19 protein-coding genes are annotated in these 17,081 nt (G+C 32.8%); 3 read left to right on the top strand and 16 right to left on the bottom strand.

Features of this window, described 5'->3' with window-relative positions:
- Positions 1-350, top strand: a 350-nt coding sequence (locus HND50_17925; protein ID NOG47125.1) for a hypothetical protein, incomplete at its 5' end; no start/stop codon positions are given.
- 268 nt (positions 351-618) lie between these two features.
- Here the strand turns inward: HND50_17925 and HND50_17920 are convergent.
- From HND50_17920 to HND50_17885, 8 genes are all read right to left on the bottom strand, one after another.
- Positions 619-2,238, bottom strand: a complete 1,620-nt coding sequence (locus tag HND50_17920; protein NOG47124.1) for a tetratricopeptide repeat protein — start codon at positions 2,236-2,238, stop codon at positions 619-621.
- 366 nt (positions 2,239-2,604) lie between these two features.
- Entirely contained in the window at positions 2,605-3,714 is a 1,110-nt protein-coding gene (locus tag HND50_17915) for a hypothetical protein (protein ID NOG47123.1), read from the bottom strand.
- 47 nt (positions 3,715-3,761) lie between these two features.
- Positions 3,762-5,225, bottom strand: coding sequence for a hypothetical protein (locus tag HND50_17910; protein ID NOG47122.1), 1,464 nt, complete (start codon positions 5,223-5,225; stop codon positions 3,762-3,764).
- 145 nt (positions 5,226-5,370) lie between these two features.
- On the bottom strand, positions 5,371-6,174 hold the full coding sequence (locus HND50_17905; protein ID NOG47121.1) for a DUF726 domain-containing protein: 804 nt from the start codon (positions 6,172-6,174) through the stop codon (positions 5,371-5,373).
- Positions 6,161-6,634, bottom strand: coding sequence for a hypothetical protein (locus HND50_17900; protein ID NOG47120.1), 474 nt, complete (start codon positions 6,632-6,634; stop codon positions 6,161-6,163). Before HND50_17900 ends, HND50_17905 begins: the two co-directional genes overlap by 14 nt.
- Entirely contained in the window at positions 6,634-7,026 is a 393-nt protein-coding gene (locus tag HND50_17895; GenBank protein ID NOG47119.1) for a hypothetical protein, read from the bottom strand. The genes HND50_17900 and HND50_17895 overlap by 1 nt, the downstream gene beginning before the upstream one ends.
- A gap of 149 nt (positions 7,027-7,175) precedes the next feature.
- Complete coding sequence (locus HND50_17890; GenBank protein NOG47118.1) at positions 7,176-7,565, bottom strand: hypothetical protein; 390 nt, start codon at positions 7,563-7,565, stop codon at positions 7,176-7,178.
- 301 nt (positions 7,566-7,866) lie between these two features.
- Positions 7,867-8,325, bottom strand: a complete 459-nt coding sequence (locus HND50_17885) for a hypothetical protein (GenBank protein ID NOG47117.1) — start codon at positions 8,323-8,325, stop codon at positions 7,867-7,869.
- Positions 8,326-8,738: 413 nt separating this feature from the next.
- Between HND50_17885 and HND50_17880 the strand changes: the two genes are divergently transcribed.
- A complete protein-coding gene (locus tag HND50_17880; protein NOG47116.1) occupies positions 8,739-8,957 on the top strand; it encodes a hypothetical protein in 219 nt (72 codons plus the stop codon).
- Between the two features lie 261 nt (positions 8,958-9,218).
- Here HND50_17880 and HND50_17875 read toward each other — a convergent pair whose 3' ends face one another.
- From HND50_17875 to HND50_17865, 3 genes are read right to left on the bottom strand one after another with little or no spacing between them, the layout of a single operon-like run.
- Positions 9,219-9,494, bottom strand: a complete 276-nt coding sequence (locus tag HND50_17875; GenBank protein NOG47115.1) for a GNAT family N-acetyltransferase — start codon at positions 9,492-9,494, stop codon at positions 9,219-9,221.
- A complete protein-coding gene (locus HND50_17870; GenBank protein NOG47114.1) occupies positions 9,455-9,682 on the bottom strand; it encodes a hypothetical protein in 228 nt (75 codons plus the stop codon). Before HND50_17870 ends, HND50_17875 begins: the two co-directional genes overlap by 40 nt.
- The gene (locus HND50_17865) at positions 9,682-10,620 is read right to left on the bottom strand and encodes an EamA family transporter (protein ID NOG47113.1); all 939 of its coding nucleotides are present in this window, start codon (positions 10,618-10,620) and stop codon (positions 9,682-9,684) included. Before HND50_17865 ends, HND50_17870 begins: the two co-directional genes overlap by 1 nt.
- Positions 10,621-11,115: 495 nt before the next feature.
- Here HND50_17865 and HND50_17860 point away from each other — a divergent pair, with 495 nt between their 5' ends.
- Entirely contained in the window at positions 11,116-12,021 is a 906-nt protein-coding gene (locus tag HND50_17860) for a DMT family transporter (GenBank protein NOG47112.1), read from the top strand.
- Positions 12,022-12,324: 303 nt separating this feature from the next.
- Here the strand turns inward: HND50_17860 and HND50_17855 are convergent, their stop codons facing one another.
- The 5 genes from HND50_17855 to HND50_17835 all read right to left on the bottom strand — a co-directional run bounded on the left by HND50_17855 (position 12,325) and on the right by HND50_17835 (position 16,962).
- Positions 12,325-13,017 carry a hypothetical protein gene (locus tag HND50_17855; protein NOG47111.1) on the bottom strand — a complete coding sequence of 231 codons (693 nt, stop codon included), beginning with the start codon at positions 13,015-13,017 and terminating at the stop codon, positions 12,325-12,327.
- A 35-nt stretch (positions 13,018-13,052) separates the two neighbouring features.
- Positions 13,053-13,268 carry a hypothetical protein gene (locus HND50_17850; protein ID NOG47110.1) on the bottom strand — a complete coding sequence of 72 codons (216 nt, stop codon included), beginning with the start codon at positions 13,266-13,268 and terminating at the stop codon, positions 13,053-13,055.
- 1,053 nt (positions 13,269-14,321) lie between these two features.
- Positions 14,322-15,023, bottom strand: a complete 702-nt coding sequence (locus HND50_17845) for a hypothetical protein (GenBank protein NOG47109.1) — start codon at positions 15,021-15,023, stop codon at positions 14,322-14,324.
- Between the two features lie 190 nt (positions 15,024-15,213).
- The gene (locus HND50_17840) at positions 15,214-15,732 is read right to left on the bottom strand and encodes a DinB family protein (protein NOG47108.1); all 519 of its coding nucleotides are present in this window, start codon (positions 15,730-15,732) and stop codon (positions 15,214-15,216) included.
- Between the two features lie 129 nt (positions 15,733-15,861).
- Positions 15,862-16,962, bottom strand: a complete 1,101-nt coding sequence (locus HND50_17835; GenBank protein NOG47107.1) for a hypothetical protein — start codon at positions 16,960-16,962, stop codon at positions 15,862-15,864.
- Positions 16,963-17,081: the final 119 nt, after the last annotated feature.

Below are 17,081 nucleotides of genomic sequence, written 5' to 3'. Positions count from 1 at the left end.
CACGGTTGGCTGTTTCTGCTCAAAAATATGTTAAAGCCGTCGCTAGCATAAACTTGCGTACACATGCAAGAATAAGTGATGTAGATGAAGCGTTTCGATTTATTCAGACGAAAGTAGATTTTCTGAAAATATATTTAGTTAAAACCAAAACTCATTCTTTCAAACAGCATAATATTACATCCGAAGACAGATGGCAGTTAATTGAAAAAGAGTTTGTTGGAAGAGAATTTAAACGGAAAGAAGTAATCGTATTTTATGAAGAAAATAAGATTTATGTAAATTCAAAAACGGTTGACCGGGATCTAATGAAGGCAACAAAAGTTCGGCAAGGTATTTACAGGATTAAGTGAACTGGGGACACACGGATTTTCAGTACGTTTTTTGGAATTTTTGTTAGTTTATAAAAAACAATGTTTTATGTTGTTTTTAAAGAACTTAGCATAAAAAAATAACTTCTCTTAACCTTACTTATTATTACTTATCATTACGTTGCTCGATTCCATTATAATGCCACTTCTATGTAAAAACGAATATGTCTGAGTGGGCTTGTTACCTTAAAAATACTTTTCATTATCTCTAAAACATCTTAAATATCCAGAATGGTTCAGTCACCAACTTTTATAAGTTCGTTAGTTTGGCTAAATCATCCCTAAACTGTTTTTTGAGACATTCATCGTTTCCAGAAAGAGTAATTGCTTCATTCAAAGATTCTTTAGCCTCATTCAGTTTTTCAATTTCCATAAAAGCAAGTCCAAGTTGTCCAAATACGCCAGCTTTAAAACTACCGGCGGAATCCGGAATTTTTATCAAAATTTCTCGGAAAGTCTTTATTGCATGCTCCGGTTGCTTAAGAACATCTTGTTGATAAATACCCATATTTAAATCACAGTTCAAAACACCGAATATTATATTGTGTTTCGAAAATATTTCTTTCGCTTCCAATAATGGCACATTACTATTTCGATATTTTAATCCAATCATTGCTGCTCCTTGGGAGTTAAGAGCAATTGCTAGATTAATTGGACTATTTATTCCTCTTAAAATAGCAACGGATTCATCAAGAGCTTTTTTTGACTCAATAAAATTTTCAGTGAATAAAAAAAGGTTGCCACGATGTATCAAAATGTCTGCAATTTCTTGCACATCACCCGTTTTCGAATGAATTTTATACAAATCTTCATATAAAGAAATTGCTTCCTCAAACTTACATTGTTTGGCCAAAGCGCTCCCAATGTATTCTAATGATAACACCTCTGATCTTTGAGATTTCATTTTCTTTGAAATTTGTCTTGCTTCATTCAAATTTGATAATGCCTGATCATGATTTCCAATATCTATATGTAGCTTTCCTAATTCCAACAATGCGTTAAACTGACCTTTTTGGTTTTTTTCTTTTCTGAAAATACGTAGCGCTGTTTCAAAGTTATGTGTTGCACTTTCATATTTTGATTCTGCTTTTCTAATCATGCCAACCTGTAATTCTGCTTCAGCAATAATTGATTCGATTTTGTATACTCTTCCTAAATCGAAAAGTTTGTCTGCACAATTATTTACAGAATCAAATCTTCCCAATATTGTATAAGAAAGTGATGCATTTGAAAGTGCATCTGATAACCATTGAACCTGCCTTCTGTTTAAATTTTCAACTTTTCCCAATTCTGTTATTACATAGTTACAATCTTCAAGGGAGTTTTTATAGTCAGCATGAAAAAAATATAATATTGCCCGATTAAGTCTAGCTTCATAGTCCTTAGGATTTAATCGTAAAAGAAATTCAACAAAGTCCAAGTCATCAGATGTGTCAAAGTTATTTCTTAAGGCTTGAAAAACCATATATCTTTGAAGCAGAAACCGTCCTGTTTCATCTGGTAGTCCAACATTTAATCCAGTTTTTATGAATTCAATAGCACTAATATAATCTCCTTTGGAAGCTTTCTCTTGTGCATACTCATAGTTAATCAACTTCTCCTTATTAATTATTGCTTCTCTTTTCCATTCAAATGGTGATCCATATATTGTAATTACTACAGAATATATTGAAATTACTATACCAAGAATTGTAAGATAAAAGCTAAATTTTTTATATTTTTTAAAACGACTATTTACATTGTTAAAGTAAGTCTTACTACATGTTCCTTCATCTACTTTTGTAAGTTGTCGCTTAATAAGTTGACGATTGTCTTCTGAAATTTGAACTTTCTCAAGAGTCTTGAGCAAATCGTTAAAAACTTTTTTCATTAGTTCAATTCCTACTTAATTATATATTCATTTAACTTTTTAAAGTAATGGACCATATTTTCTATTACCCTCTTAATTATATAGTGTAAATGAAATAGAAAAATGTTGCAGCAAAATCAAAAATCCTAATTTTATGGCCGAAAATGGTAAACTTTTATGTTCCAATCGTGAATATGATACACAATTAGCAAGTTCGTTATTCAGTAGTAAAAAAGGAATTATCAAAAATGGAGAAATATTGGAAATGTTTTTTTAATTGAATTCTCTTCACAGGAAATATTAATCAAGAAAAATAGATTTGTCATATTCCTTTTAAGCCTCCTCGACCGAAAATAGTTAACTTTATTTTGTGAATTTATTAATATTTTAACAGTCGAAACTATGAACATTAAAGGCTGCAACTACAAGTTCATTGTCGTAATATGCTGTAGCAGCCCCAACCTTAGCAGATACTTCCTCATATCCAGTAACAGAGATTTTCCCTTTTGCATCGAGGCTTCCCATCCATAAAGCACCTTCTTCTGTCGCAGCGAACCAAGACCAACTTCCAGTTGAGAGTAAACCATTGCTGATAGAAAAATTAAAAACTTGTGGTAAACTTGTATCGAGAACCAAATTTGTGGAGTCAGTGTAATTAACACTTCCCCCACCAGAAGCAATTTGATAAGCCCAGAAATTCTTATCATTCGGGCCAACAGCACAGTTTCCGACTAAAAGCCAATCCTCATAAACAGAGACTGTGTTAATTCCCCGTTGTGCACCTATATGATAGCAAGACCTGGATAAAACCAGACCTGTTGGTATTGAAACTATACAAATATCTCCGTTTTCAGAGCCGGTAACGACGAAGGCATTTCCGGCAGCCATATCCCAGAGCTGAACACCGCGAATATTATGAAGTCCCCAAGGATTGGTTGGATTTTGGTTTCTCAAATCAACAACGGTTTTTAGTATTGGGACTAAAGGATTTGAGCAATCCCAAACAAGTAAATATCCGGATTCATGACCTGTTGCTAACCAAGAACCCGAAGCTGTTTGGCAAGCGATACCGCAATTGGCAACTCCATATTGTAAGGGATAGCTAGCCTGACCAGCAAGCTTAAGATCGCTCCAATCACCTGTCGAAGTCGACCAGATAGCCATTGATTGAACATCATTACTCGACCAAAGTAAGCCATTTCCCGCTCGACATAGCATTTGAACCCCACCATGTGATGGCGGAGAAAGAACTACATCAAGAGTAGGCGCCTTTTGCTGTGATGGACTGGTGTCAAAAATGGTGGCTGTTCCATCCCAACGACCCACGATAAAATGATTGTCATCAAGCCAGCAAGATGATTGTGCCATAGTGTAAACATCGTTGTTTTGGCTAATTGGAAGAGACGTTGAAACTCCCCCTGTAATTTCATCCAAAGAGCGGAGAACGGGAATTGAAGAACGTGGCAGGCCAAATTTCTGACTTAATTTTTTGTGCATTGAATCTTCTCCATATTAAATGTTATGACTATATTTCACTTCTTTTATCACCTGGTAATCTTAAGTCCACTTGGAGTAGAAGGCACATTTGTGTTTGGTAAATTTGCCCGATAGTATGTGCTGTATTTTGTTGGATTATCAGTTGAACCAGAACTTACAGTTGAGTCAGACCACCAATAGTATACATGATCATTTGAACCTGCAATGCCTACTCCAACAAGTATTTTGTCTAAAGGCAGGTTGCCTGAATAATAAGTAATATAATAAGTTGGATTATTCGTTGTGCCAGAACTAACTGTTCCGTCAGACCACCAGTAATATACACGATCATTTGACCCTGCTATTCCGGTAGAAATTAGTAATTTATTTTGTGGTAGGTTAGCTGAATAGTAGGTGTTATAATAGGTTGGGTTGTCCGTTGTACCTGAGCTTACGGTTCCATCTGTCCACCAATAATATACATGATCGTTTGAACCTGCAATACTTACTGAAAGAAGTGTTTTATTTTGTGGCAAGTTACCGGAGTAGAATGAGTTATAGTATGTCGGGTTGTCTGTTGTGCCTGAGCTTACGGTTCCATTTGGCCACCAGAAATATACATGATCATTAGAACCCGCAATACTAACAGCAAAATACCTTCCAATAAAGATACTCCTCTTTTTTAATTCATCTTTAAAGTTATCATTATAGCTAATATTTTCACATTTTCCTTGGCTACTTTCGGAAATAGGCACTCTGGACATATTTTCCCAAGCTATTTTATTGCGATTTATCAACCAGTAATAATTATAAAAATCATCATCTTTTGTATTATTAAGCGATTCTTTTAGGTTTTCCTTGACTTTTTTTGTTCGTCCTGTGCTATGCTCAACTAACCTATTTGACAACCCAATACTCAACGAACGGGCCAAGATATATATTGAAATGGGATGAGTAGTACTGTTAATTCTTTGTTTTAGATGTGAGATTGCATCATTTTGCTCAATAACCTTAATATTATTATTGCATGCATCAGAAATAAGCGAATGCTGCGGACAATACCAACTTTTAAACCCTTCGTAAGATGTAGCCGCAGGGAGATTCAATCTTGTAAAATCAATTTCCCTGGAACTATAGTTTTTAGCGGCGTTTTCTATTGCCTTAGCTGTCTTGCTGAAACGATTAGTCCAGGTTTTTTGGTCTATTTTAAGATCTCTTTCAAATTCAGGAGAAATATAAAAGACTTTAATCCGTCCTTCTTTTAAGTTTGGGTAGTTCTTCTTCTCCGTCTTAAAAAAATCTGCTAAAGTATTGCAGATTGTTTCAACTGAACCAGGGGCGATATTCCATGGTTTTATGTTTTGATTACGCCCATGTCGAATAAAAATAATTACATTATCAATTTGGCTCTTGGAACCATCTCGCACACGTTGGTGATCGATATTATCTATTATTTGTGCTGTTGATTCTGATAATGTTCCGGCAAAAAAAATGATACATGTGATTAACTGAAATCCGATATATTTTTTCATGATGCCCTTTATAATAGTTTATAGAAAGAAAAAGTGACTTCAATATACATCCCAAAACAACAGGCTATGGAACGGTTAGAAATATAACGTAATAAAAGAGTGTGGTTGTTTTCCTGAAACTATAAATCACTGAGTTGATCTATGTCTACAATGTGAAAAATTTTAATGGCTTCTTTAAATGAATTTCTTGAATATATCCGTACATTGCATCTGATCTTTTATAGCCGCCATGATTCTTTATTTTCTTTTTACAATTTACAACAAATATATTTTTTGTCTTGTTTTCAATATAATCTTTATCTTCAGGTCCATGAAGGCCAAGAGCATTATCAAATTCTGCTAGCCTGTACACTGTTGCTAATACCTCATCTTTTTTCGAATGAAAGACGAAAAGTGCGTCAATTTTACTAACAGAATCAACAAATTCCTCTCCCTTTTCTAATACTTCATTATCCACAGCAGCAGCAAGACAAAAGTAGTTTTTTATTATTTTTGTTTTTTCTGATTGCTTTAAGGCTTTCAATACTACTCTTGCACCTAAACTATGAGACATAATATCTAATGTCTCTACTTTTTCGGAAATGTTTTCAATAAGCCGTCTAAATCTTCTTGCAACGCTGTTTGCTCTTCTTTTTGATGACCACCACTCTAATCCTTTATCACCACCAGGCCAAGAATATCCAATCACTAAATCATACTCATTTTGAAGATGTTGATTTACTTTTGATTCAATAACAGAGTAGGCGTCATATACTTCATCCTGTTCATTATTATACCCATGAACAATTAGTAATACACGTTGCTTTTTAATTTCATCTATAAACTCTTCTTCATTCTTAAAGTCTTTTATTTCTGAATCACTTGTAAGGTCTATCTTCTTAAATAGATGTCCTTTTTTGCTTAAATTATCAGGATCATCAAAATTTTTTCTTGAACTAATTATTAACATCAGATTCTCCTTCTTCACGATCCTTTTTTGTACTAGATGACACATTCATATTTTTTAATATAAAGTCTTCTATTACATCTTCTACATCTCTGTAAAGAAATAATCTTTCGCTAAAGAGCCAATTCTTATGTTTTTCTCCAAAATCAATGATACCGCTATTTTTTGATTTGTCCCTAACATTTAGATTTATGAGCAATGTGTCATTTTGAAGTAGCTTTTTTTTCTTAATAGACCAGTTAATATGGGGTGTTTCAACTCGTTTATCATCCAATATGCAATATAACCTTTCATTTGATACAACTAACCATGTTCGCTGCAAAGATGAACTGAAAAATAATAATCCTTTTGTAAAATCTAATTCATTTTCAGATGAAAATTTCTTTGAGTATCGAATATATTTACAAATATTCTGTTCTGTATAAAAATCACGTTCTCCAAAAAAGATTTCATTAAATTCCATTATTCATCCTCCTCATTTTCCTCTGTCGCCTCCTGGATTTCTTCAGACTGACTAAATAACCTGCGGAGTTGAGGTAAAATTAATGGCCCAGTAATGCCAGCTGCTAAACAACCAAAACGGTTGAGCTGAAATATTGCAGCGACAGTTCCGAAATATCCTGTAATTACGCCTCCAACAACCCATAAAATAATTAATCTTACGGATTTTAATCCTCCATGTGTTAATGAGAAAAATGACTTTCCTAAAGTCATATATGCTATCCAATCCAAGGAGATCACCAACATACCCATAAATCCAGAACCAAGGGAAAAAACAGGATCACTATATTTATACTCAATTGGTATTGTTCCAGATAAAAACAACAGGTCTATTAAAATATTTAGAAAATCCATATTTTCTCCTCAAAATGGTACAAGAGAATTTTGATGTATTTTGCAGTTTAGTCCCCAATTCAATAGTTTCTGATTTAGCATCTCATATATTCTGTACTGAAATTTCTATTCAACAAGATTTAAAAAGGGAGAACTTTAACACTTTTTCTCTAAACAGGGAAAATACAATATGTAATGACACGTTCCCTCACTCGACATCCATCCAAAGCTATTCTTAAAGATTTTAGCTTTTCCACAATAATTTGTACTTCTTCCCATTGTTCAGAATTTATTAAAGCAGGCAATTGTTGTTTCAAATCGTCATATTCCTCTCGCCATGCATTACATAAAAAGTGTGGAGGAGCAATTTTGATTACCCAAGTAAAGCAGTATTCAAACTCATACGGTAGCTCTGGGAATTCTTTCTTCAATTTTGGCTTCGGCCCAATACAGGTAATCTCTCCAGGGAACTTAGAATGTTTCAGTCCAATTTTATCTGGAGGTACTCCCAACGCTTTTCCAAGTCCTAAAAAAAATGGATCAATTTTTTGTTTGTTCATTACTCCTTCTATTATAATTCACAAAATAAAGAAAATGTTTGTAATTGCCGAAATCACAATAACGTACAGGTTGTGATTATGGTAAATTTCTTAATTCAAAAACTTTTTTATTATACGGATTCAATTAACAACGAATATTATTACCTGATGTATTCAGAAAAAGCAATGTATTTGTCTATACAATTGGTTTAGAAATTGAGTTATTAGGTTATAGTTGTGGATGATTTTTGATCACCCAAATCAATACTCTTTTAATCCATTTTTTAGCAATCAAAGACTATATAACCAGTCATTAAACATATTAAACCCTAATTCGTCCGTTTGATAACCCAAAACCTGATGTCGAGCAATTTGTCCATTGATTACACCCACCTAATGGATCACAATTGTCTTCACATGTTAGCTCCTTTTCTTCACATGGATCACAACTAGTTGAAGTAGATATTTTTAGGCATGAACCAGCTGTGCAGCTCACTGCTCCCCATACACGAATGGGTTTTAGCCTTGCGCTTACAGATGTTGAATCTGAAGGCTTAATTGGATTACCTTTATCATCTGTATAGATCGAAAATGTAAACATCTTAGTCGTAGTAATAAAAGTATGGCTTAAACCTGATACTGAATCTTTAAAAGTATTTTCGAAACGGGTGGGTTCTCCAATATATTTAATATTTTTAGTATAAAGTTTGATATCATGTATTTGATCCAGTGTTAATGGGAACTCCCGATTTCTATCTTTTATAGTGTTACAAGAGCTCAACAATAAAATTGCATATAAAAGCAAAGATATTCGAGTTAGATTAAAAAAGTTCATAAAGTCTCCTTAATCAGTAATTGGATTTTTGGTAGGTGGGAGCGTAGGTCTGTTAAGAGTAATAAAGCGAGAATTATTAAAACACCAAGTAGAATATCAAATTGAATCTAATATTAGATAATTTCTCCCCTTTTATATATAGTGTAAATAAAAACGAAAAATGGTGCAGCAAACATAAAAATAAATTAAATAGTCGAAAATGCTGATTATAAGCCTTAATTGACTTTGTGTAAATGTGAATATTAGATAAAACAAATTTTTATTACCATGTTTATTAGCAAAAAACACCTCCAAAAGAACTTAATTGAATATGGTACACTTATACAGAGTTCGTTCTTTAACAATCAAAAGGAGGTGTCATGGAACAAGGTACAAACATAGATTTAAACCATTTACAAATGTTGGTTTCAGTACAACCGTGGCCAGAATCTCAGCTATGCATGACTTGTGAATATGGTGAATTTGTAAATTCGGAAACTTTTACTTGGGCAAATTACATTTGTTTTAAAAGTTCACTGCTCAACGATGGCATTGACTGTCCATTGTTTATAGAAAAAAAACAAGGTTCAAAAAAATGAGTCTTGTTTTATTGGAGATAATTTCAAATCTAAACTTAATTACTTGAGTTAGTTTATTGGTTTCCCGGATAAACGCAAGACCGTTCTCAGAGCTCACTTTGCATAATTCAAATTATATAAGCACCTCATTTTACAAACAATTCGGCGTTCTCCTGACGGTATATAATTGGGTAATTATGTAAACTTGTTTCAGTAAGTTGATATTGTTCTTTATTCCTAATTATTTTTTTCTAGATTTCTTCGTATTAATAATATTGAAGCCTATAAATCTTTTTTTAACGGAAATCCAGGCATCCCCAAATAGGTTATTGATTTTGCATATTGTTTATAACCTTGAGATATATAAAAATCCTTCGCAGTTCCAGACCTAACTACCCACACTTGGAAAATCCCCCATTCTTCTGCCTGTTTTTCAGCCACGTGTAACATTAGCTTCCCAATACCTAGTCTAGATTTCTTAGGGTGTACATAGCAGAGTGTAATCTCTCCGTTATTTTTTATATGAGATACTCCAACAATTTGCCCCTTTTTATACAAACAAAAGCTTGTGACTCTTTATCAAATAATAGGTCATTCATTTTTTTTTCTGATCTTGCTGATAACCAATTGTCTAGGTGTTCTTGTTGGTTTTTATGATCTTCACTACATAGGTTAACAATGGATGATTTAATGACATTACACATTTCTTCCAGAGACTCTTTCTTTGCTTTTTCAATATGTAGCATTAGTTATATGTCCTTTTCTCAACATCTAATTTATTTGTTTGCGAAAAATTCAATATTAAAACAGAAACTAAAATTGCCAAAGCACCAATAATCATTTGTCTTGTAATTTGCTCATTAGCAAGCAACCATCCTAGAAAAACAGCAACAAGCGGATTAAAAAAAGCGTATGAACCCACTTTTACTGGTGAGCTCACCCGTAAAAGCCAGCTATAAGAACCAAATGCAATTATTGTCCCAAAAAATATTAAATAAAGAAGAGAAACAAGTGACAATATTGAAACATCCTTTGGTGAAAAAAATACCCACTCCCCTACAAGCGTGGCAATTAGAAGCATAAAAAATCCACCAGTTAAGAGTTGCATTCCAATTAACATCATTAGTGGAATACTTTTTATTTTATGTGATAAAAAAGAACCGGAAGCCCATGAAAAGGCAGAAATTAACAATGCAAATGAGCTCAAAAAAACCAAAAATGAGTTTCCCTTAGTTAGAGTAATTAATTCACCGTCAATTTCCAGTAGTAACACCACCCCTATAAAACCAGCCATAATTCCTATTATATCTTTTGGTGATGGAGAATACTTTTTTCCATATATCCAGTAAAGCAAAAACAACCAAATTGATAATGTTGCCTCGAGTAAAGATGCATACCCAGAAGGTACAAATTGCTGTGCCCAGGTTAATCCACCATATCCAAAAACAATTAAGATAAAACCTGAAATTGTTGCCTTTTTCCAATCTATTAATGATGGATACTGTTTATTCTTAAATATGGAGAAAATGAAAAGAATTGCCCCGGCAATAATTGTGCGAAATCCAACCATTATAAATGGTGGAATACTATCAATTGCGTAGCGAATTGCTAAAAATGTTGAGCCCCAGATAAAGTATATGGCAAAGTACGCTAAAATGATTTTCAGTTTCTTTTTTAATTCCATAACGATGATCTGCTATTTTTTGTTGATTAAAGAAATGAATCTATATATATTATTTGTATATTACAAATATATTGAACGAATTAGAAACATGGCTTAAAAAGGCCAATTTCTTTTTTTATAAACAGAACTTTGGCATAAAGAGTTAGTCATCTAATTGTACAAATGTTGGAAGAAACCTAAATAAATATTTTTCAATCATAATTGGTGTTCGACTGGGATCTAAAAGCTAAACTTATTTCCAGGTACTAAATAAGATGTTGCAATAATTGCAACTGTAGTTTCTTTTGTCTTGGGTGGAGTAATGCTTGAATATGCAGCAACAGTTGATAAAGCAAAGCAATTATTAAAAATAAAAATTCTGAGCTGTTATGAATCGTTTTGCAAGTAGCGTCATGAGAACAACAGACATTGTATTATTTGCAAAAGCTTAAAAAGGGATCGAACACAGTGAAAAGCAATATTAAAACTGGGATTGCACTATCATTTATTTCTTTAATGCTACTAGGGATAATGCCTGTTATTTCAAACAGCAGGCCTATGGAAATTAGCGCCTTGAACTTTGCGCTCTATTTGTCTATCTGGCAATTTATTTTTTCAACACCTGTTTTACTTATTGAGTACAAATCTTCAAATCGTGGGATTTTTGATGCAAAATTGTCTAGTGGACGAAAGAAAAAGACTGTTTTAATAATACTTGCAACAGGTGCTATGTTTGGCATTTCAACTTTTTCATATGTGCTCTCCATGGAGAAAGCAGGCACTGTCAGCGCCTCGATTGCTATTCAGGCTTATCCTCTTTTTGCAATTTTATGGGAAACGGTATTTCTCAATAGAAAGAAGAACAAGTCAGAATTGTTCTTCACATTTTTGTTAATAGTTGGACTATATTTTCTAGGCACTAATGGAACTTGGCAAATTGCAGGTTTATCATTTTGGTTTATCTTTGCTTTCAGTGTTCCATTAATATGGAGTGTGGCACATGTTATAATAAAAGAAGTCTTAGACAAAACACCAATCACTCCAGTTCAAGTAACCTTTTTTAGGGTTCTAATTTCGGTTATCGTAATCTTTACTATATCTATATCAATTAGTGGCCTAAATCAAGCAATTGATTTAATAGGAAATTATGAGTTTCAAATATATGCAGCTGCTATGGGATTTGTGTACTATATTGAACTTATAGTTTGGTTTTATGCTGTGAGGCAAGTTGATGTCTCTGTGGCTAGTTCAATTATTACTCCATGGCCAGCAATTACACTTATTTTAGCAATTATATTTTTACATGAGACTATAAAAAGTTATCAAGTTGTAACTCTCATAATTGTATTTGTAAGTGTATACGGAATAATTTTATCCGGCAAAAAGAAACACGAAACTGAATTTATAAAACCTAAATACTAATTAAGCAGAATATAACCTTTTTTCATGATTTCTTTGAAAATTCACCAATGAGATTTAGCAATTTCGTTCCAAATTTTGATGTCTTTGAGAAAATCACGGGTTTTGATTATATCTTCTAATTATCCACCAGCTTGCCAATGACATTTGTGATAATGGTGAATCAACGTTTCGATTGTTAATATACATTTCATAGTGCAAGGACTGAACCATCTATTGTTTTAGCACTATCTCTGACACAGCAAACACATTACCTATTCTCACAGTTGTGAGTTTTAAAAAGAATATTTTTTAGATCCTATTTTATTAAAATCTTTCTGATGAATTTTCCAAATCCCAAATCTTATGTTTTAGCCCAAATTCTCTGAATATCTTCCTCGCTTCTTCAACCGTCCATTTTTTCCAATCACTATTTAAATGATTCCTATACCATTTTTTTGAAAATTCCCATATTAAGTTAATAGGTTGAATATCACCTATTGGAATGTTGTGCCTCTGCGACCAATCTTTAATTTGATCTTTTTTCTCAAATAGTAACATTGTACTACATGTATATACTACATTGTCCCAAGCATTTTTCATAGGTATAGGAAAATGAACATATAGATTAGGATTTAAGATTTTACCTTTTTTAATTTCAATAACTACTTTTTTTGACTCAGCACCAATTGTTGTAGAAATGGATAGGTCTTCTTTTATTAATGCAGCAGCGCCTAATGCACACCAGATACAGCTCGACCACCACGACCCTCTTTCTGACTTTAGATAACAATTCGTAGGTGCATTTGAAAATGGATGTATAACCCAAACCTCTGATGTGTATGGATGCAATACGACACCATGATAGTCTTGAAGTGCTTGAAGCTCTAAAATGGTTCGCTCCTCTGGAATCTGAAAATGACTAGCGATTTCTGATATTCTTGGAGCAAATCCATTATTGACCATATATTGAATTATAAAATAGTGGATACGCGAGAGATTAATTTTTACCTTATTCATATTAATATACCTTAACTCTATTCTATTTTATTATCTTAGCTGCTTAATTGTTCAACTAACCAATGCTTCACAATACTGCTTTTTTTTACTAGTACATCAGAGATACCTGCAATTAATTGATAAAGCTCACCAGTTTTCCGTTTACCAAGTCTTGCATGAATTGTACTGATGTTATTTAAAATCAACAAGTCTCCAGGTTTGAGGATCACTTGCTCTTCAGCTTTTTCAACATTTATGAAGCAAAACTGCAAAAAGCATCTTCTTCATCATAAGTATCAAATTCATGACCAGCATGAGAAGCAAAATGCCATTCTTTCTTTGCCACTTCGCATACGGAATGTAAATAAATGTTAAATGTTTTTCAGATAATGAGTCCTAAATAATGTTTCCCATCCTGTTTGTAGTATAGCTAATTAAACTATCTTTTTTAAAATCAAATATGGTTGATGGTACCTAGTAAAAACATGACGATTGCCAGAATAAATAAGTGCTTTTTCGTTTTTACACTAATTCTTTAAAAAATACATCTGCCATAAAAACATCAGGATTAATATCGCTCCAACTCCCACCTTCTTGCAGGGATCATAGTGAGTCCCAAAATTAATAACTCTAAACTTTTTCTTCTTTCTTGATGTCACAGAATGGTTCACTTGCCTAGCGACTTTGTTGATATCGATTTATTCTTTAAAGCCCCAATCAGGACTGCACCTGAACATTATTTCTCTTGCTAAATTTCGATCAAAGTATGGTAAAGCGAGTAATGAATCTACTAGATCTTGGTCTCTAAAATCGCCAAACTCAATCGCAATATTATAGATATTATTTTCATATAGTCTCAGAATTAATTTTAGAATTAAATCAACATCATGTTTTATCCTATGGTATTCCTCAATAAGTACGTAGTCGTAGTTTTTAAACTTTCTAATCACATAGTTATAAGGTTCATTCCAATTTGATTTTAAGTAATTTACTAATTCCTTGAGCTTTGCCTGTGGTTTTTAGTTTTAGTGACCTGATCATCAATACATAATCCACATTTGGAAGTTCCGAATAGGTACAAAATACAGAGAAAAGCAGTCATAGTAATCTTATTTAATATTATCTTTCAGGAAACTGTTATAATAGTGAGCAAAACTCAATTTCATATCTTTTTGATAAGGTTAAGGACTCAAATGTTCATCATATATATTGCAAGCAAATACATATCGAAAAACTATCTTATTAAAGGCCAACTATTATCTGTCTTGGGTATCATTTCCTTATCATCATCAATTTCATTTACTACAGTATTGAAATAAGCACATTTACTCATCTGAGACTATTACTTTCAAATTCCTATAGTGGGCAATTGTTGATCTGTACAACCACAACCCAATGAGTCCTTGTCTCTCGCCATGTTTTAAATCATGTACGATCAGAGTTGGTTGTGAATTACCATGAACATACAATCGAGCGCTTTTTCCAGAAACTACGATTTTGAACTTTATCCACTCACCAGGCACCAAATCGACATACGTTTCATAGACACCTGGCTGTTCCTTCCGTAGTCGTTGCCAGGGAAATTCAGGATGGGAAATATACTGGACAGAGTGATTCCGCTGTAATTGATTTTCCGCACGACCATTTACCGGGCGAAGATAGATGCATTCATAATTGTTGTGATCTGTATTATCAATACGAAACGCCACTCCTACAAATCCTTTCGCTCTTTTTCCGGTACCGGGAGCAGGCTCACCAGACAGTTCTAATTCAATGGTTCCATTTCTGAAATCGCTGTTTTCAATCAAAACCAACGTTCCTGAATTCTTGCTTTCATCAATATTGGTAACCTTTTCAACTCGTAATCCTTTTTTGCCTTTAAATGTAACCGCTTCCGCTTTAACATTTAGCAATGTAAGGTTTTCGGTTGAATTCAATAGAATGATGTCAGAATTTTTATGCGCTTGCCCAGTTAAGAATAAAACAACAAATATGAACATAAACAAAGTTTTTAACGAGTTTAGCATAGTAAATCCTCCAATTATAGAAATTATTAAACCGCTAACTTGGTAAACAGCGAATGGAAATTAGACTGCCACAACATGGTCAAGAGTAATTGTAAGTTAGATAAAACTAACCTACAAAAAATAGGCTGAAAACGGAACTTGTTTTGGCCTGCAGTAATGATATAACGGATATTTTTAAGTAACTGAAAAACTATTTTATTTTTATATATTTCTCCCATGGCCCCATTTCTGGTTTATATTGACTTGCCATAACTCTTGCGATTTGTTTTGTATGGTTTAAATCATGAGCAATCCATGCAGACAATACTTGTTTTAATGTCACCTTCCCAAATTCAGGATGGGTGGCTTTAAATAATAAATTATTTGAATTAATATTATATGATTTCAATTCTCTGATATTTTCATTTCTTAATTCAGTAAATTCGGCCATTAACTCCGAAATAGATTTTCCTTCGCTGTTTAAAAATTGATTTAAGCCACTAAATAGTTTGAAAGAAACTTCTTCATCACCAGCTAATATAATTCTTACCCTGGATATCCAATGGGCTTTTTCCGTATGAATAAAATGTCCGACAATTTGAAACGGAGACCAAGTATGTTCCCCTTCATTCATTTTTATCCAATCCTCAGACAGGTTACTTAATAATGCTTTTACTACATTTGGTGTGTTGTGCAATATTTCAATCCCTTTTTCAATCTGAAATTCCATAGTATACCTTTTTTTGGTCAAACTGTTTAATGCTTATCATTGCCTAACCCAAATAGAAACACAATTTCCTTCAGGATCAACAAAAGAGGAAAAATATTCTATTAAACTTGTGTCTTATTGTTACTATTTTCATTTTATAAATTCTGTAACTATTTCGGTACCTGCATTTTTTAAACTGATTGCATTGTTTATGAGTAAACTTTTACTTGCTTTATTGATTTTTGTGTAAGATATATTTTTCCATTGATCCATATCTGTAAGTGAATCACGATTTAATAGTTTTTTTGATAGATCACGTATTACACAATAATTTGCAAAGGCATGGGCATTTTCTCTATTATTTTTAGCGCGTTTTATAAAGTTTTCAATTATTTCGTATATAGTTTTCTTAGCAGTACTCAACTCTGTTAATTTTGCTCTATATTCTAGATCTGCTTGACTAAGTAAAGGAAAAGAAATATTATCTTCAAAATGTTGTGCTTCATGTGTTAAGTAGCTTACCTTAAAATTTTCACTTGAAACATCCCAAGCTTTTTTTACACAGAATAATGCATCTTTTGTCGCCCATCCCCCTGTAAAAGCAACCCCAAAAGTTGCATAATAAGACCATCCATTTGATATAAAATCCTCCAGAAAAATAACTTTCACTTTTGTATTTTTTTCTGGTAACTTAATATCATATCTTTTCTCTGTTTCGTTTGCCCATAAAAACAAATCATAAAATTTTCCAGTCTTACCCATTGCATTTGAATAAAAGCCTTTTGATCTTAAAAATTCATTTAGATGAACATATAAGTTTTTACTTAAACTGTCTTTTGAAATTTGATTATTGAGATATTTATTCTTCCATAACAAATCTGCTAAGTCGTTTTCAAGTTCAGCATCTGCTTTCCCAAGATAACTATCATCAAGCAATACTATTTTCCAATAGGAATGGAACATTTCAACAACATTTATAGCAAGTGAATCTTTAGTATCGTAAACGTATTTTTCATTTTGCTCTCTAAATCGTTCAATGTATTTCTCTTTTGCAATTATTTGGGAATCTGTTAATTCTCCATTGGGTATCGAATCCAAGAAATTAAGTGCGGCACTCATATTGCCATGAAGTCCCAATGTATAAACCTGGTTGAAATCAAAGGGTTCTTCTGATATTGCCTTTTTTTCTATGCAGGATATAGAACTGATTATAGAAAATATTGCTGAAATTAATAATGTTAAGCTTTGCATAATTCACCCGCGTATCTAATGTTTTAATTTAAGCCAATCACTGACTCTTTTATAATTATTAGACAATGTTTTTTTATATTAGTTAGCAAGAAACCTTTTTATAACGTTTCCGTTCTCAT

This window comes from Calditrichota bacterium (assembly GCA_013112635.1).
Lineage (GTDB): Bacteria > Calditrichota > Calditrichia > Calditrichales > J004 > JABFGF01.
This window is presented reverse-complemented; position numbering and strand designations above follow the sequence as displayed.

Excerpts from the sequence above, each read along its gene's own strand:
- HND50_17920 (NOG47124.1), bottom strand. The coding sequence starts at position 2,238 with ATGAAAAAAGTTTTTAACGATTTGCTCAAGACTCTTGAGAAAGTTCAA.
- HND50_17915 (NOG47123.1), bottom strand. The coding sequence starts at position 3,714 with ATGCACAAAAAATTAAGTCAGAAATTTGGCCTGCCACGTTCTTCAATT.
- HND50_17910 (NOG47122.1), bottom strand. The coding sequence starts at position 5,225 with ATGAAAAAATATATCGGATTTCAGTTAATCACATGTATCATTTTTTTT.
- HND50_17905 (NOG47121.1), bottom strand. The coding sequence starts at position 6,174 with ATGTTAATAATTAGTTCAAGAAAAAATTTTGATGATCCTGATAATTTA.
- HND50_17900 (NOG47120.1), bottom strand. The coding sequence starts at position 6,634 with ATGGAATTTAATGAAATCTTTTTTGGAGAACGTGATTTTTATACAGAA.
- HND50_17895 (NOG47119.1), bottom strand. The coding sequence starts at position 7,026 with ATGGATTTTCTAAATATTTTAATAGACCTGTTGTTTTTATCTGGAACA.
- HND50_17890 (NOG47118.1), bottom strand. The coding sequence starts at position 7,565 with ATGAACAAACAAAAAATTGATCCATTTTTTTTAGGACTTGGAAAAGCG.
- HND50_17880 (NOG47116.1), top strand. The coding sequence starts at position 8,739 with ATGGAACAAGGTACAAACATAGATTTAAACCATTTACAAATGTTGGTT.
- HND50_17870 (NOG47114.1), bottom strand. The coding sequence starts at position 9,682 with ATGCTACATATTGAAAAAGCAAAGAAAGAGTCTCTGGAAGAAATGTGT.
- HND50_17865 (NOG47113.1), bottom strand. The coding sequence starts at position 10,620 with ATGGAATTAAAAAAGAAACTGAAAATCATTTTAGCGTACTTTGCCATA.
- HND50_17860 (NOG47112.1), top strand. The coding sequence starts at position 11,116 with ATGCTACTAGGGATAATGCCTGTTATTTCAAACAGCAGGCCTATGGAA.
- HND50_17855 (NOG47111.1), bottom strand. The coding sequence starts at position 13,017 with ATGAATAAGGTAAAAATTAATCTCTCGCGTATCCACTATTTTATAATT.
- HND50_17845 (NOG47109.1), bottom strand. The coding sequence starts at position 15,023 with ATGCTAAACTCGTTAAAAACTTTGTTTATGTTCATATTTGTTGTTTTA.
- HND50_17840 (NOG47108.1), bottom strand. The coding sequence starts at position 15,732 with ATGGAATTTCAGATTGAAAAAGGGATTGAAATATTGCACAACACACCA.
- HND50_17835 (NOG47107.1), bottom strand. The coding sequence starts at position 16,962 with ATGCAAAGCTTAACATTATTAATTTCAGCAATATTTTCTATAATCAGT.